At 63.6% G+C, this 17,124-nt stretch carries 10 protein-coding genes; 5 read left to right on the top strand and 5 right to left on the bottom strand.

What is annotated here, in order from left to right; all coding sequences use genetic code 11:
* The first annotated feature begins 104 nt into the window (after positions 1 to 104).
* Positions 105 to 779, top strand: coding sequence for a TetR/AcrR family transcriptional regulator (locus CSQ87_RS09330; protein WP_100513609.1), 675 nt, complete (start codon positions 105 to 107; stop codon positions 777 to 779).
* A gap of 73 nt (positions 780 to 852) precedes the next feature.
* Here the strand turns inward: CSQ87_RS09330 and CSQ87_RS09325 are convergent, their stop codons facing one another.
* Positions 853 to 2,133, bottom strand: a complete 1,281-nt coding sequence (locus CSQ87_RS09325) for an MFS transporter (protein WP_100513608.1) — start codon at positions 2,131 to 2,133, stop codon at positions 853 to 855.
* Positions 2,134 to 2,344: 211 nt separating this feature from the next.
* The gene (locus CSQ87_RS09320; RefSeq protein WP_100513607.1) at positions 2,345 to 4,564 is read right to left on the bottom strand and encodes a glycoside hydrolase family 3 C-terminal domain-containing protein; all 2,220 of its coding nucleotides are present in this window, start codon (positions 4,562 to 4,564) and stop codon (positions 2,345 to 2,347) included.
* A gap of 414 nt (positions 4,565 to 4,978) precedes the next feature.
* Here CSQ87_RS09320 and CSQ87_RS09315 point away from each other — a divergent pair, with 414 nt between their 5' ends.
* Positions 4,979 to 6,109 carry an AAA family ATPase gene (locus tag CSQ87_RS09315; protein ID WP_100513606.1) on the top strand — a complete coding sequence of 377 codons (1,131 nt, stop codon included), beginning with the start codon at positions 4,979 to 4,981 and terminating at the stop codon, positions 6,107 to 6,109.
* A gap of 372 nt (positions 6,110 to 6,481) precedes the next feature.
* Here the strand turns inward: CSQ87_RS09315 and CSQ87_RS09310 are convergent, their stop codons facing one another.
* From CSQ87_RS09310 to CSQ87_RS09300, 3 genes are all read right to left on the bottom strand, one after another.
* The gene (locus CSQ87_RS09310) at positions 6,482 to 8,077 is read right to left on the bottom strand and encodes a PucR family transcriptional regulator (protein WP_100513605.1); all 1,596 of its coding nucleotides are present in this window, start codon (positions 8,075 to 8,077) and stop codon (positions 6,482 to 6,484) included.
* Between the two features lie 121 nt (positions 8,078 to 8,198).
* Positions 8,199 to 10,433, bottom strand: a complete 2,235-nt coding sequence (locus tag CSQ87_RS09305; RefSeq protein ID WP_133122387.1) for a DUF6020 family protein — start codon at positions 10,431 to 10,433, stop codon at positions 8,199 to 8,201.
* A gap of 605 nt (positions 10,434 to 11,038) precedes the next feature.
* Positions 11,039 to 11,632, bottom strand: a complete 594-nt coding sequence (locus CSQ87_RS09300) for a biotin transporter BioY (RefSeq protein ID WP_100513603.1) — start codon at positions 11,630 to 11,632, stop codon at positions 11,039 to 11,041.
* Positions 11,633 to 11,947: 315 nt separating this feature from the next.
* Here CSQ87_RS09300 and CSQ87_RS09295 point away from each other — a divergent pair, with 315 nt between their 5' ends.
* The 3 genes from CSQ87_RS09295 to CSQ87_RS09285 all read left to right on the top strand — a co-directional run bounded on the left by CSQ87_RS09295 (position 11,948) and on the right by CSQ87_RS09285 (position 17,013).
* Entirely contained in the window at positions 11,948 to 13,117 is a 1,170-nt protein-coding gene (locus CSQ87_RS09295; RefSeq protein WP_100513602.1) for a biotin--[acetyl-CoA-carboxylase] ligase, read from the top strand.
* Positions 13,118 to 13,392: 275 nt separating this feature from the next.
* Positions 13,393 to 15,294, top strand: coding sequence for an ATP-binding protein (locus CSQ87_RS09290; RefSeq protein ID WP_100513601.1), 1,902 nt, complete (start codon positions 13,393 to 13,395; stop codon positions 15,292 to 15,294).
* 6 nt (positions 15,295 to 15,300) lie between these two features.
* Positions 15,301 to 17,013, top strand: coding sequence for an acyl-CoA carboxylase subunit beta (locus CSQ87_RS09285; RefSeq protein ID WP_100513600.1), 1,713 nt, complete (start codon positions 15,301 to 15,303; stop codon positions 17,011 to 17,013).
* Positions 17,014 to 17,124: the final 111 nt, after the last annotated feature.

Here is a 17,124-nt window from a genome sequence, read left to right as displayed (position 1 = left end):
GAGCCATCGCCGTTCTTCGGTGTCGGACACTGAAACTGTTCTACAATTGCCCGGACGGATAAGGCTGACGGCGCTAGACGCCGGGATGGGCAAGGTTGATCGGCATGGTGATTCGCAGACGGGACCGTGTGCGCATGGATCCGCACAAGCGGCGGGAGCAGATCGTCAGGGTGGCGTCCGAGCTCATGGCGGAACGTGGATACTGGGGTACCTCGCTGCAGGAGGTCGCCGATGCCTGCGGACTCACCGTGGCTGGACTGATCCACCACGTGCAGTCGAAGACCGGCCTGCTGATGATGATTCTGGAACAGGAGGACAATCGTGCTCTTGTGGATATCTCCCGGCAGATCGACGGAGCCGAACGGACGGGAGAAAGCGGCGGGAAACGGGACTCCGGCGATGAGGACGGTCCGGATCGTGTGCAGGACATGTCCTTCGGGAATCTTTCCCTGGCGCAGGCATGCCATGTGCTGGTGGAGTACAATGCCCGCAATCCCGAGAAGGTCCGTCTGTACAGCATGCTCGATGCGGAGGCGCTTGACTCCACTCACCCCGCCTACGAATGGTTGCGCAACCGGGAGCATTTCACGTTGGAGGTCATGCGTGAGCTGGCGGCCAAGGAGCCTTCGGTGGACGATCCGATGATTTGCGCACGCAAGGTGCTGGCACTGATGGACGGCCTGCAGCTGCAGTGGCTGCGCGATAGCGAGCATCTTGATTTCGTGCGGATGTGGAAGGACGTCACCGCCTCGATTCCCGAACTGCGGTGTGAGGAGTGAGCTTCGGGGAACGATAATGAGGCGGTGACGTCGGTGGTGCGTCGGTGGTGCTGAAGGCCGTTTCCTGCTGCGGCTACCGGGCCTTGCGGATCATCTGAATCAGGATTGCGGAGACGGCGAGCAGTGCGGCGGAAACGAAGAAGACCGGGCGATAGCCGCCGGCGGACATCACCACGAACGAGGTGGCCATCGGTCCGAAGATCTGGCCGCCGGTGTTGGCCATGTTCAGCAGGCCGAGATCCTTGGCGGCGGTTTCCCTGGACGGTAGGACGTCAAAGTTCAGCGCCTGATCCACCGACATGTACGCGCCCTGCACCATACCGCTGTTGACGACGGCCAGAATCATCATCGCGGTGGGAACCGCCCAGAATGCGGGGATGAGGAACACCACGGCGGCGATGAGGCAGCATAGCACCACAAAGATCTTGCGTCGGTTGATCTTGTCGGAGATCGGCCCCGCGACGGCGCTGAAGATCAGACCGAACACCATCTGTGCGGTGGCCATGGCGGCGATTAGGTTGCCGGCTCCCGCGGTGTCGAGACCGATATAGTCGGTGGCGATGTACAGCTGGTAGCCGGTGACCGCATAGAAGGCGAGTACGAAGATGAGCTTGCCGACGAGCGCCAGATAGAAGTCTCGGCAGTTCCTGGTCGGAAAAGCGAAATTGGTCTTGATCGTGTCAAAGGAGAACTTCTTGCGTTCGACGTCCTTATTGGACTTATCCGGCGCGATCAGCACGAACAGCGGGCCGCACAGCAGAATCGCACAGGCGAAGACGATGACGCCCAACGCGGGGTTGCTGAGGAATCGGGACGCGACCACCGAGGCAAGACCGGCGCCGACCATGCTGCCCGCACCGTAGACCGCCGAGTAGGTGCCTCGCAGGGATTCGGGTGCTCGATCGGGGATCACGGCGACAAGCGGTGCGACGATGGCGTTGAGGAAGAACTGGAAGATGCACCACAGGATGAGGATCATTGCGGTGCTGGATGTTTTCGTGATGGCGAACAGCATTGCCGCGGTGACCACGGAGCCGAGCACCAGCCATGGGGCTCGGGCGCCGAAGCGGGAGCGGGTGAGATCGGAGAACGCGCCGAAGAGGATGTTGGCGATCAATGCCACGATGGAGCCGACGATGGACATCTGTGCGACGAGCGCCACCTTCTGATCGGGGGCGATCTGATCGAACAGAGCCGGCAGCAGTACGGTGACCGAACCGATGTACGGGGTCATCCATAGGATGCCGGCGAGAACAAGGCCTACGGAGAGGCGGACGGAGACCTTGTCCTTGTGCGGAGGCTGCGATGGGGCGTTCTCGGGAACGGGTGCTGAAGTGGGACTGGGGGCGGACATGATGTTCCTTTCGTCGTTGAAAGAATGATGGCCTTGGTTGCTTGAAACCTGAGATGATTGCGGGGTTGCGGAAGACGAAGCGGGTGTGGCGCGATAGCGGCGAGACACTGATCGGGATGGGACGTTCGTTCAGGATGAGCCTGTGCCGACGTGGAAAGCTGCCGTCGGCACAGGCGTGTGGCGAGGGTCGTTTCAGTTGGACGTGTTCTGGCTACAGCGTGACGTTCAGGCTGTCGTCGGCGTCGGCGTAGGAGGCTGCGATGAGGGTCACCGCAGCTGGAGCGATGAAATGCCTGGAATCCGCATCCCATTCGCTGATCGGCTCCAGTGAAACGTCGACGCTGACGTGCGTGGTTTCGCCGGCGGGAACGAACACCGATCTGAATCCGACGAGATGGCGCTCGCCGGCCTTGATCCGGTCCTCCAGATGTTTGCCGTCGGCTGCGACGCCGAACACCTGCACCACGTGGCGCCCGTCATGCTCGCCGGTGTTGGTTACATCCATGTCAAGGGTCGCGTGATGCAGACCATTGCGGTTGGCGGAGATGTTATTAAGCACGAACGAGGTGTATGACAGGCCGAAGCCGAACGGGAAGGCGGGTGCATGACCGAGCCGGTCGAGCAATCGCTGGCCGTGGAAGCGATCGTAGGTGATTTCGGTGGCATTGCGGTCGAAGAACGGCAGGTCATCCTCCGTGACTGGCACGGCGAATGGGAGTCGTCCGGCCGGTTCGGCCTTGCCGAACAGCACATCGGCTAGAGCCGCACCGCCCTCCATGCCGGAATACCACGAAAGCAGCACGGCGGGAGCCGATTCCCTCCACTCTTCGGTGATCACCGCACCGGCCGCTACGATGACCACGATGGTCTTCGGGTTGGCTGCGGCCGTGGCCTTGATGATCTCCACATCCACCGGACGTAGACGGAGACTGGCTCGATCGCCGCCATAGGCCAGTGAGTCTCCGCCGGCGGCCGTGAGTTTCTCCACATCCATGCCTTCCGGTGCGGGCGGATACATGAACGAAAGGCCGGACAGCGACGAGGCGTCAACGAACTCGCCCTCGTCCTTGTAGGTGTAGCCGACCACGACCACGGCGGCGTCTGCATCGCGTGCCGCGGTTGCGGCGGCGTCGGGATCGTCCTCGAACGCGGTGATCACGTTGTTCTTTCCGAGAATGTCGGCCAATCCGTCGTACGGTGTGACGACGTGGGGCGCCCTCACGTTCGAGGATCCATGATCGCCGGTATTGGCCATGTTCGCCAGACGCCCGATCAACGCCACCTTGCCGATGGTATTGGTATCGAGTGGCAGTACTGGGGTGGAATCGGATTCGGAGGGGACATCGTTCTTCAGCAGCACCATCGCTCGTGCCGCCGCCTCGCGCGCCAGTTCGCGGTGCTCTTCGCAGGCCACCACGTCCATGCCCGGCGCGGGTTCGTGATGTTCGGCATCGAAGCGCAGCTGCGTGGCAAGGCAGCGTAATCCGGCCCTCCTGACCCATTGCCAGGATGCTCTTCCTGCCTTGAGATCATCCGGAAGGTGCTCGGCCCGCTGCTGTCGGAACGGCTCCTCGATGTCCAATCCGGCTTCCAGGGACTTGGCGGCATCGCGTAGTCCGAAACCGAAATCGGAGACCGTGACACCGGTGAATCCCCAATCGCCGCGCAGGATCTTCGTAAGCAACTCTGGGTTCTGCCCGGCCCATTCGCCGTTCACCGAGTTGTATGATGACATGATCGCGTCCACGCCTTCCTCAACCACGCGCTTGAAATGAGGCAGGTATACTTCGTGCAGGGTGCGTTCGTCGCACTGCACGTCCACTTGGAATCGGGCGTTCTCCATTGAGTTGAGAGCATAGTGTTTGGCACAGGCCATCACGTATTTCCGTACACCGCGAACAAGTGCGGCACCCATTTCACCAAGTACGTAAGGATCGTCGGAATAGGTCTCCTGAGCGCGTCCCCAAGCGGGATGCCGCAGCAGGTTGATGCATACTCCGGCGAAGAAGTTGCCTCCCTGCGCCTTCACCTCGGCGCCGATGGCCTCGCCGATGCGCTCCTCGAGCTCCGGATCAAAGGTGGCGCCGCGGGCCATGGAGATCGGGAATGCTGTGGAATGACCGATAACCGCGCCGCGAGGGCCATCGGAGAATCGGTATCCAGGGATGCCGAGGCGTTCGATGGTGCCATGGGGAATGGGGCGGACGTTGTAGCCTTCGGTCATCATGGACATCTGTCCTGGCCAGAAGTCCTCGTCGCCGTCGAGCAGTCCGAGTCGTTCCTCGTCGGTGAGCATGTCATAGAGCTTTTCGGCCTCCTGCCCGGGGCTGGCTCCGGCGCGTACCGAGGCTACGGCATTGTCGTATGTATTGGTTTCTCCTCCGTCGGTCTCCGGAGAGGGGTCTGCGGGTGACATGTGGTCTTCTGACATGGTTGCTCCTTTGCATGAGGTTGGCGACTGCGTCCGGTCGTCGCCTGACCGCGTTTGGTGGTAGTCGGGGACCAATCGTGGTGTCGGATCGGTCTCCGTTGTAGTCGTGAAATCGTTGTGTTTACAGTTGTTTCAGCGGTTTTGCCGTTGTCTTACCTACAACCCTGTAGGTAATAGGTAAGCATACGGAAGCTAAGTGAATATGTCAATCGAAAATGGTTGTGTGTCGAATAAGCCGACTGTGAGTGCTTGTTATATTTATTATATTTGTTATATAAATGGATGAATCAAGCGATAAAATCGTTGAAATTACAGGGATTAAATGCCTGTAATGGAGAAACTCCTATTTTTTATATAGATTTTATATTTGTTATATTTGTGATGACTGTGCACCTGAATCATAGGAGGTGGAACATGGTTTTCCCTGCGAATCCATTCAAGCCGACAGCTGGTGTGATGCCGCCTGTGCTGATCGGAAGGGAATCGATCAGTCTTGATTTTCGCGAGGGTCTGGAGGATGGCCCCGGGGCTCCCGACCGTCTGATGCTGATTACCGGTCCGCGAGGATGCGGCAAGACCGTGATGCTTACGGAACTCGGGCTGATCGCCAAAAAGCGACATTGGGATGTTATTGACGAAACCGCCTCCGATGGTCTATGCGATCGTCTGATCGCCAGAATCGCCCCGAAACCGGGGCTGGTGTCCGGGGCTACCATCAAGCCGACCTTTATGGGGGCGAGTCTGGGGGAAATCAGCATTGCTCCGGCTCTTCGTCCGGCCTCTCTGCGTGACGCGATCGCCGCTCACCTGCATACCTTGGGCAAGGGCAGGGGATTGCTGATCACCATCGATGAGACGCAGGATGCGTCCTTGGAAGACATGACTGCGATCTCGACCGCGGCACAGCACCTGTTGCGGGAGAATGCGGAAGTGGCGTTCGTCTTCGCCGGACTGCCGTCATTGATATCCGATCTGCTGAATGCCAAGGTGCTGACCTTCCTTCGCCGCGCGTCGATCAAGGAACTGGGGGACGTGCCGCTCGATGAAGTGCGGACTGCGTTGGCGAGCACCATACGAGGTGCCGGCGTGAGTATCGATGAGGACGTTCTGGAATCGGCCACTCGGGCCACCGGCGGTTATCCGTATATGATCCAGCTCGTTGGCTACGGCATATGGAGGCATGCCCGTCGTCGTGATGATGGCAATGACCATGCAATTCGGGCGGAGGACGTGAAGATTGGCGTGGAGCAGGCGAGAGCCAAGCTGGGCGCTGGTGTATGCGCTCCCGTAGTGAAACGCTTGTCGAAACGCTGCGTTGAGTATCTGATGGCCATGGCTCAGGATGACGGGCCGTCCTCGACTTCGGACATCGCGAATCGGATGGGCGAGAATATGAACTATGCCAACGGTTATCGACAGCGGCTGTTGGATGAGCATGTGATCACGTCATCGTCATGGGGCAAGGTGGACTTCGCCATCCCCTTCCTCCGGGAATATCTGCGGGCGGAATATCCTAATGGCAATGATGAGGGAGCAAGCGCATAGATGCGATGATTCCCTGATTCCTCGATTCGTTCTCGCGAATGGACTCTGGAACGAAGGTCTCGAACATGGTTGACGGCCGTGTTCGGGACCTATCTGCGTTCTGGGGGCCGATTCGGGGGTATTGCAGACACCTATCTGCGTTCTGTGGGGCGGTTTGGTCGCGGAAGCGCGAGTATCTGCGTTGGAATTGCAATGCCCATACTGCGGATATTGAGGTGAAAAGACCCCGAGAATGCAGTTAGGTGTCTGCAGACACCCGAAATGTGCCCCAAGAATGGAGATAGCCCTCATGGGGCGTCCCGTCCGGTCATTTCCGGCCGTCGCGTCTCCACTGCTCATTCATACGCGCCCCACTCCTCTCCGGCAACCCCGCTACTCATCCAGCATGAGGCCGATTTTGATGGCGGTGAGCAGCACGTAGGCCTCGCGCGGGTCCATCGGATCCCAGCCGGTCACCTCCACCGACCGCTTGAGCCGGTAGCGCACGGTGTTCGGATGCACGTTGAGCTCGCGGGCGGTGACGTCGAGCGCGTTGCCGGATCGCAGGAACGTGGACAATGTGAGCAGCAGCGGATTGCGGTCGTCGTCCCCGCGCAGCACCTGATATACGTTCTCGTACAGCTCTCGCCGCGCGTCGTCGTCGCCGAGCAGGGCGCGCTCCGGCAGCACGTCGTCGGCGCGCATCGGCCGCGGCACGTTCGCCAGGCACTTCGCCGCCCGCCTGCTGTTCACCGCCGCCCGGATCGTGTACGAGGCGCCGGAAAGATTGTCCTTCAACGGTCCCACGCATACCGCGGAATCGTCGAACAGTGGCAGCAGCGCCTGCACGAAGTCGTCGGGTTCCATGCCGCGATCACCGTGACGGGGGTCGATGAGCAGCACGGTCAGATCGTCGTGCTCGCTGATCAGGCATTCGCCGCCCAGCGTGCGCACGGCCTCGCGCACATGCCGGTGCGCCATGCTCAGGCTGATGTCTCCGGTATGCGCCAGCGTGCCGGCGATGGCGAAGCAGGCGAATTCGCTACGCCACCCCAGCAGGTTCAGCCTCGACGCCACCTGATGGCTGGCCGTGCCGTCGAGCAGATCGGCGATGGTGAGCGCCTCGAGCCGGGCGTCCCAGTCGCCGCGGGCCTGCGCGCTGGAGGCATACACGTTCGCCGCGGAGAACGCCACCTCGCGCGAATAGTACATCATCGCATTGCGCGTGGCCTGCTCCTGCCCCGGCTCGGCGAACCGGGAGACGTTGGCCTCCATGGAATCCACGATGAAGCGGGTGAGCTCCACCACCTGATTGAGCGAGATCGACTTGGTGAACTCCAGCGGTGCGACGAAGAAGATCTCGTCGGTGCGCGGACTCGGCAGATCGGGCGCTGCCGTCGCTGGATCCGCGATCGCGTCCTTGACCTCGCGATACCAGTCGACGAAGTTGGCCACGGCGGTTTCCGCCACGATGTTGAGCTGGTTCTTGTCGTCCGGCATCAGATCGTGGTACCAGCGCATCTCGGTGTTCATCCGCTCCTGCGCCTCGACGATGATCTGATGGATGACCGGCGGCAGATCGGGATGTTCGGTGATCCGCGGCTTGCGCAGACGGAACCGTTCGGCCAGCGCTTGTGCCTCGCGGGCTACGTCCGGTTCGTCGTCGGTCACCTGCCGGACGGCGGAGGCGACCCGGTCGGGGCTGTCGGCGGATTGGGCGATCACTCGATCGGAGCCGCGGCTGACCGGACCCGTGGAATCACGGCCGGCGGATTGGGCGGCCGTTCGATCGGATTGGGCGGGGCCGCGATCGGATTGGGCGGAGCCGCCTGTGGGCTGAGCGGAGTCACGGCTGGTCTGGCGATCTGCCTGACGTTCGGCCTGACGTTCGGGCCGCGGCACGGTGTCCGCCTGCTTCTCGGTATGCCCGACTTCGGCATGGTCCTTGGGATCGTCATGCCGATGCGGATGCAGTACCGAAAATTTCATACACGATAGCTTAGTAGGAAAAATCCGATCGGTTCGGATGCCCCGGAACGAAGTCTCCGCCGAAGATGCCACAAAAGTCGGCTACTCGCCGTCACGTTCGACGTCGAGCAACCGTTTGGAATCATTTGGCTTGCACGGTTTTTTCGATTTTCATGGCTACCCCTGTTTTGTGGCTTTCCCGCCATACCCACAGCCCGAGGAAGGCGAAGCTGAAGGCCAGCGGCAGCATGTGGCGCTCGAAGTTGTTGGCCGGCGCGGTCATCATCACGCCCATGAGCAGCAGCATCGGCAGATGGAACGCCAGCGACCGCCAGCGCCGCAGCACCACCTCCGCCGCGCCGACGAGCAGCGTGAGGATCACCCAGAAGTTGCCGTGCGTCGGCCAGCCGATCACCGGCACGCCCGCCCAGCCGTTCGCGAACGCGGCCACGGCGTCGCGCCAGCCGCCCAGCCAGTGCTTGATGCCCGGGGTCTCGCGCTCCATCACACCGTTGTCGATGTAGTAGGTCATCGACGTGTAGGCGCCGTCGGTCACGTCGAAGTAGCCGTACATCTTGGCCAGCGCGCCGTCGACGTACGCCACGGGCGCGGCCTTGCCGATCTCCAGCCACGCCTTGGTGAACCGGGTCATGTCGCCGGCGGTGACCGTGCGCCACCGGTAGACGATGGCCTTGTCCTCCGCGGATCCGGACGACTTCATCCGGTCGGCGTCCTGCGGGAAGTAGGCTTCCGCCGCCGCATCAAGATCGATGATCGGCGCGATCTCGCGGCGCGCTTCGGCGGGGATCGCGCCGGGATCGTCGCGCATCGCCCGGCCGATCTGCTGCAATTGCAGGCCCTTGCTTTCGATCGGGTCGCCGCCGATGATCGTATCGGTGGCGGTGAGCGCGGTGAGCATGCCCTGGAACGCGATCAGCGGGATCACCAGCGCCACCAGCCAGACACGCCAGCGACGACGGTCGGCGAGCAGTGCCAGCACGATCTGCAGGGCGACCACGTACATCGCATATTTGGCGCTCGCCAGCATGACCAGCGTGCTCAGCGCGAGCGGGAGCACGGTGTGCGGCGCGGTATGAAGCGTGGTATGAGGAAGACCGTTTTCCCCCGGACCGGATTCCCGGACAGACGAGGAGGTATGCGGCAAGTTGGCACGCAGTGAGGAGGCACGCAGCTGATACAGCACGCCGAACCACCAGACGAACGCGAAGGCGAACAGCGGCGATTTGGTCAGGGAGATCGTGCTGAATACCACGATCGGATTGAGCAGCAGCAGGGCCAGCACGCCCACGCGCGCGCCCGGCCCGGACGGGGTGAGATGCCCGAACTGGGCGGGGTGGGCGTCGTCCGCGTCGCCGCCCCCATCCCCGCGCGCACGCAGGAACGGCAGGTTGAAGAACCGGTTCGCGGTGGCCGCGCAGCAGAATGCGGCGAAGACGAACTGCACGCCGGCCAGCAGAATGATGCCCGCGTCCACGGACCCGGTGACCGATCGGCTGGCGAATGCGACCGAGCCGTACAGCATGGTCAGCACGATGTTGTGCTGATTGGTCAGGAAGGTTGGATCGGTAGGCCACAGATAATGCGCGGTGGGGTAGACGTCCATGATGGTGTTCACCACGCCCGAGCCGTTGAGATAGGTCTGCGCGACACCGTGGGACTGTTCCCAGAACGACGTGAATTCGCGGATCTGCGAGAACAGATCAGCGCCGAACGCGGCGAGCAGCGTGAGATAGCACCATGCCCATCCGACGATCAGGATCAGCATGATTTTCCAACCGCGGTCGGTGGCGTGTACGATGGTCTGCTCGTGCCGGTCAAGGAATCGGCGGATGGGACGACTGACGGAGCCGAGTACACGGGCGAGCGGCGCAAGCGGACGGGGAAGCGGACCGCGCGACAATCCCCAGACTTGTTCATGTTGTGCACGGCCGGATTGATCATTACCGGATTGTCCGCTGCTGGGTTGATCATCACCGGATTGTCCACAACGGTCATCCCCATTGCTCATAACTCTGGGGATATCGTTGTTGGCCCCTGCGGCATGGTCGATTCCATCAGGGGAATTGCCGGCCGGGGAGTTGCCGGCATGGCCGTGCGCGGTACGAGTGCGATCGGGGTTCTTGCGGTCCCATCGCGACAGCAGACACACCAGCAGCCGCACCAGCGCGAAATACACGGCGAACGCCGTCACGCCGATCAGCGCATTGACCCACGAGAAGCTCGCAATCGACCGATCTGCACGGTAGATCGGCCCGACCGCCGTGCACAGCGCCAGCCAGAGGCAAGCCAGCGCGGCCAATGCCCATCGCAGACCCCGGAACACCTTGGGGGAAACCTTGTTCATCGCATTGCTCATCGATTTCATCGACCCCGATTCTACCGATGGCCGTGAATGCGCAGGCGGGTGGGACTCGACCACCCCCACCCGGCGGTAAGTCGATCGGGGTGGAGCCAATGCGCGGGCGACACCATGGCGGGGAATGCCGGAATCTGGTATTTTCCGGATTCCGTGGCGGGAGATCCTGTCACGGAACGCGATGATCGGGGAAATCCCTGTTCCGTGACGGCCGGGATCGCCGAGCGTCATATCGAAGCCGTGGAATCATGCGGTTCTGCATCGTCCGTATGCGGAAAATCGTGCCACGGAATGATGAAATGACGGTATCGGCGATTCCTTGCCACGGAATCATGGCACGGAATCATCGGCATCGTCGATATTCGTGTTCCGTGGCAATAAGTTGCCAGTCGGCATCGCATGTTGGGAAACCAGCTCGCTGCCATAGGCTTTTGCGGGTATCGCGAGTATGGAGTGGAGGCCTACCACGGTCATGGGCTCCCGCTGGCGGGAGCTGTCGGCGAGAGCCGACTGAGGGTGGTCGGGCGAAGTGAGCGGATACAGAAAACCGCATGATTCCAAAGGCTTTGAAATCATGCGGTGTATACAACGATGGACGACTGAGCCTACCTGCGGTGAATAAGGGAGAGACCGGCGCAGGCGAGCGAGGCGACGGCGGCCTTGACCAGATCGCCGGCGACGAAGCCCATGGACGCCAGCGCCACCGTGATCAGGGACGCACCGGTGAGCGCCGACTGAACGGCGAAGCCGAAGGCGTACACCACGACGACGCAGCCGATGAGCGAGGAGCCGAAGTACCGCAGCGCGGTGAGAACGCGGGACCGCATCGGAGCGCGGCCCTTCAGCGCGGCGGTGACGATCACGCCCGGCAGGAAGCCCAGCAGGAATCCGGCGCTCGGTCCGAACAGCGCCATCGTCGAGGCGCCGCCTGCGAACACCGGCAGACCCGCGGCACCGGCCGCAAGATACAGCGCCACCGAGGACCCCGCCTCGCGCCAGGAGAGCGTGAGACCGGCCAGCATCACCACGAAGGTCTGCAGGGTGATCGGCACGGGCGTGCCTGGGATCGGAATCTCACCGGCCGCGGCCGCCGCCCACATCAGGACGGCGAACAGTACGACCTTGCCCGTCGAGACGAGCAGCTTCGGCACGGCGTTGGAGGAACGGACAACCGTGGAATCATGATGTTGTGAATTCATACAAAACCCCTCTCTGGATGAATTGCATGATGAGGTGCCAAAGTACGCCAGTCATGCCGTAAAGCCAGAAAAAATCCAATGCGACTAACGAAAATTGCCGCTGATCACTCAGCATAAAGCCGTGGGCCGTAAACCATGTTTGTAGAAAACTACAAAATTGACTGCCGAATTTTGTCACCGTACGGCTTTCGCATCGATTCGCCACGTTGTTAGCTTGAGACTAACCACCAGTGTCGCCGGTGGGGGTATGGCCGGCGGCATCGATCGCCGCACCGGACCCGATGCGACGCAACCAGATGTCAGAAGGCGAGGCGTATGCACGATCAGCAGTCCGAGCAGATTCGCAGCGCATGGCGGGGATCCCTCGGCCATACGAAGCGCGCGGCCGATTCGGTATGGCTGTCCGCCAGCGCGGATTCGACGAATTCGGTGATCGCCCGCGCCATCGCCGATCGCAATGCCACCGATCGCAAGGCCGGTACGTCCCGTCCGCTGAACGAGACCGTCCGCACGCTGTTCGCCGATCCTGATTCCGTATCCATCGCCGCGAAAACCGATCATACGGCCGACGATCCCGGATCCGACGACCCCGAGGCCGACGCCCTCGCCGAACTGACCCGCCGCGCCGACGTGGACTACGACGCCAACGACGCCGACACCGCCGCCGCATGGCTCGCCTCGGCGGGACTGCCGCCGGACCCTGAGGCCCTGGCGGTGCAGGTGCCGGTCAGCGTGGCGATCGCCGACACCCAGACCGCCGGCCGCGGCCGACTGGGGCGTGCCTGGTACAACAAGGCGGGGGAATCATTCATCGCTTCGTATGCGGTCGCAGTGCCGAAGGCGCTCGCCGTAGGGGGAAGCTCCGGCTGGCTGACCATGATCGCCGGTCTCGCCGCGCTCGATGCCCTGGGCGCCGAACTGACGAACGATTCGGCCCGCGAACTGGACCCCGAAGCCCGGTTCACGCTCAAATGGCCGAACGACGTCTTCCTGATCGGCCGCAAGCTGGGCGGCATCCTCACCGAGCTGACCGCGGTGGACGACGAGTGGGCGGCCGTGACGTTCGGCATCGGACTCAATCTGTTCGTCGACCCCGACGAACTGCCCACCGAGGATTCCACGTCGCTGCAACTGCACTACGCGCCGCTGCCCTCATACGGCGAGCTGCGCGATCGTCTGGCCGCGGGGATGGCCACGGCGCTGCGCGTGCGGCTGAGCGCGTTCGCCTCCCATCCCGAGATCGTCGGGCATCTGCGCGGCGAGGTGACCGATCGCAGCTGGACGCTGGGCCGCAAGGTCCGCGCACAGTTGGTCGCCGGGGGAGCCGCCGCGGGATCGGCCGCCGACGGCAAGACCTGTCTCGGCGAAGTGATCACCGGCACCGCCGAATCGATCAACGCCGACGCCTCGCTGACCGTACGGCTGGCGGACGGCACCGAACGCACGATCACCACCGGGGATGTGGGGGTGCTGCCCGATGCCTGATCGTCAGTTGCCTGATCGTCGGATGCCGGACTGTCGGATGCCAGACCGGCTGCGATCGTCCGGCCCGCGATAACCCGGACACCGAACCGGCAGATCCGGTCGGACTCCGGCGGCCCGACCGCACGAATCACCAACACCACACGCCGATAACGGGTATCATTCCCGTTCCTCTGATTTCCGACTTTACAACCGTCACAACCCTCTTCTTCCCGACGTCATCCGACCGGACCGAATCGCACCGGCCCCGTCGGAAGACCTACCGTCGAAAGGCACCTATGAAGAAACTGCTGATAGCGAACCGCGGCGAGATCGCCCTGCGCGTGGTCCGCACCGCACAGGAGATGGGCATCTCCACCGTGGTGGTGTACGCCGAACAGGACCGCGACTCGCAGGCCGCGCAGATGGCCGACGAGGCGTATCTGCTTTCCGGCGACACCTACAAGGACACCTATCTCAACGAGGACCTGATCATGAGCATCGTCGAGCGCTCCGGCGCCGACGCGGTGCACCCCGGATACGGCTTCCTCTCCGAGATCCCCAGCTTCGCGCAGAAGGTGATCGACGCCGGCGTGACCTGGGTGGGCCCGAACCCCACCGCCCTGACCGATCTGGGCGACAAGATCACCGCCCGCCGCGTGGCCGAGGCCGCGCACGTACCGCCGGTGCCGGGCCTGAGCGAGCCGGTGAGCGACATGCGCGAGCTGCTTGACTTCGCCAACTCGCACGGCTACCCGGTGATGCTCAAGCGCACCGACGGCGGCGGCGGACACGGCATCACCGTGGTGCACGACGACGACGAGCTGCGCCGCTTCTTCCTCAACCACGACGCCCTGCAGGGCGGCGACCTGAACGAATACTTCATCGAGAAGTTCGTCGACAAGTCCCGCCACGTCGAAACCCAGTCCGGCCGCGACAGCCACGGCAACTTCACCGTCTACTCCACGCGCGACTGCTCGGTGCAGCGCCGCAACCAGAAGCTGGTGGAGGAAGCCCCCGCCCCGTTCCTGCCCAGCGACGTGGAACAGCAGCTCAAGGGCTTCTCCGAGCGCCTGTTCCGTCAGGTCGACTACGTGGGCCTCGGCACCTGCGAGTTCATGGTCACCCCCTCCGGTCGCGTGTACTTCCTCGAGGTCAACCCGCGTCTTCAGGTGGAGCACACCGTCAGCGAGGAGGTCTCCGGCCTCGACCTCGTCCGCGAGCAGCTCGTCATCGCTTCCGGCGGCGAGCTGACGCCGGCCCCCGCCCCGCGCGGCCACAGCTTCGAGCTGCGCATCACCTGCGAGGACCCGGCCACCAACCTCACCCCCAGCTCCGGAACGCTGGAGCGCATCGTCTGGCCGTCCGGCCCCGGCATCCGCATCGACTCCGGCGTCGAGGAGGGCGACACCGTCTCCCCGAAGTTCGATTCCATGATGGGCAAGGTGGTCGTCACCGCGCAGGACCGCGAAACCGCCGTGGCCCGCGTGCGTCGGGCGCTGCGCGAACTGCAGATCGACGGCGTGCCCACCCCGGCCTCGCTGTTCCAGAAGATCTTCACCAACGACGAGTTCACCGCCGAGCACGGCCACCCGTTCACCGTCACCACCAAGTGGCTGGAACGCACCTACCTCAACAAGACGCCGCGCACCACCGTCACTGGTCAGCCCGCCTCGTTGGCCGGCGGCGAGCAGACCCGCGAACAGCCGGCCGCCGAAACCTTCGTGATCGAAATGGACGACCGCCGCGTCAAGCTCACCCTGCCCGAGGCCATGCTCGCCGGGCTCGGATCGGGCGCCGGCCGCCGAGGCGAACGCCGGCCCACCCAGCCGCTGCGCGGCGCCGGTCTCAAGGACGTGGACGCCAAGGCCCAGCGCGCCGACGACGGGGCGAAGTCCGGCATCATCGCCTCCCCGATGCAGGCCGTGGTCACGCGCATCAACGTGGCCGAGGGCCAGCAGGTGGCCAAGGGCGACCTGCTCGTCGTGCTCGAATCCATGAAGATGGAGAACTACGTGTACGCCCCCGCGTCCGGCACGGTGACCAAGATCTTCGTCTCCCCGGCCGACGGCGTGGAAGCCGGCGAAACGCTGGTCACGCTCGACGTGACCGGCGGGCAGCAGTCCGGAAATCAGCCGTCCGGAAATCAGCCGTCCGGCAGCCAGCAGTCCGGCACCCCGGACACCGGAAAGGAACGGTGATACGACATGACCGACGTAGTGACCAGTCCCAACACCCGGGCATTGCTCGACCGACCGACAGTGGGATCGCCGACAGTGGGATCGGCGGGATCGGTGACGTCCGGACCGACATCGTCCGGACCGACCCGCGGCACGGCGGCGAACGCCGGCGGACAGACCGGCGCCGACGGCGGCCGTCAGCCGATCCGCTCGGCCGTGATCCGCGCCGCCCAGCTCGCCCGCGACGCCGAGGACCACGCCCGCAAGCGCCAGCACGCCAAGGGCAAGTACACGGCCCGCGAGCGCCTCGACCTGCTGTTCGACACCGACACCTTCGAGGAGATCGGCCGGTTCTCCGGCGGCAACATCAACGACGGCGTGGCCGGTTCCGCGGTGATCACCGGATTCGGCGAGGTCTACGGCCGCAAGGTGGCCGTCTACGCGCAGGACTTCTCGGTCAAGGGCGGCACGATGGGCCGCGCCGAGGGCGCGAAGATCTGCCACCTCATGGACATGGCCATGGATCTGAAGATCCCCGTGGTGGCGCTGATCGACTCCGGCGGCGCGCGCATCCAGGAGGGCGTGGCCGCGCTCACCCAGTACGGGCACATCTTCCGCAGGACCTGCGACGCCAGCGGATTCATCCCGCAGATCTCCCTGATCCTCGGTCCGTGCGCGGGCGGTGCGGTGTACTGCCCGGCCCTGACCGACCTGATCATCATGACCAAGGAGAACTCGAACATGTTCGTCACCGGTCCCGACGTGATCAAGGTGACCACCGGCGAGACGGTAAGCATGGACGAGCTCGGCGGCGGCTACGTGCACAACGCGAAGTCCGGCGTGGCCCACTATCTCGGCGAGGACGAGGCCGATGCGATCGACTATGCGCGCACCGTGCTCGCCTACCTGCCCTCCAGCTCCGACGCGAAGCCGCCGGTGTACGCCTACGCCTCCGGTCACGCCGAGGCTGAGGCGGCGAAGCGGCTGGCCACGATCGTGCCGGCCAACGACCGCCAGCCGTACGACGTGCTCGACGTGATCCGCTGCATCGTCGACTACGGCGAATTCGTGCAGGTGCATGAGCTGTTCGCCCAGTCCGCGGTCGTCGGATTCGCCTGCATCGACGGGCATCCGGTGGGTGTGGTGGCGAATCAGCCGAACGTGCGCGCCGGCATCCTCGACGTCGACTCCTCCGAGAAGGTGGCCCGCTTCGTGCGGCTGTGCGACGCGTTCAACCTGCCGGTGATCACGCTGGTGGACGTGCCGGGCTACAAGCCGGGCAGCGATCAGGAGCATGCGGGCATCATCCGCCGCGGCGCGAAGGTGATCTACGCCTACGCCAACGCGCAGGTGCCGATGGTCACGGTGATCCTGCGCAAGGCCTTCGGCGGCGCGTACATCGTGATGGGCTCCAAGGCCATCGGCGCGGACATGAACTTCGCGTGGCCCAGCTCCCAGATCGCTGTGCTCGGTGCGGCCGGCGCGGTGAACATCATCCACCGCAAGGACCTGCAGAAGGCCAAGGAGGCCGGACGGGACGTGAACGAGCTGCGCAAGCAGCTGGCCGACGAGTATGAAAGGACCACCGTGAACGCCAACCTGTCGCTCGAAATGGGCGAGATCGACGCGATGATCGATCCCGAGCAGACCCGCGAGGTGATCGAGCAGTCGCTGAGGCTGCTGGCCGGCAAGCGCCGCCACCCCCGCACCACCAAGCACCACGGCAACGGGCCGCTGTGACGGGCGGGGGCTCGCCTGTCGGCTCGCATTTCGCCTACAAACGGCTCTGCCGTTTGCTTGACGGCGAAATCCCTGAGGGGAAGCTGGCAGCCGGAGGCTGACTGATGAGGT

The organism is Bifidobacterium simiarum, from assembly GCF_002802905.1.
Classification (GTDB): domain Bacteria; phylum Actinomycetota; class Actinomycetes; order Actinomycetales; family Bifidobacteriaceae; genus Galliscardovia; species Galliscardovia simiarum.
This window is presented reverse-complemented; position numbering and strand designations above follow the sequence as displayed.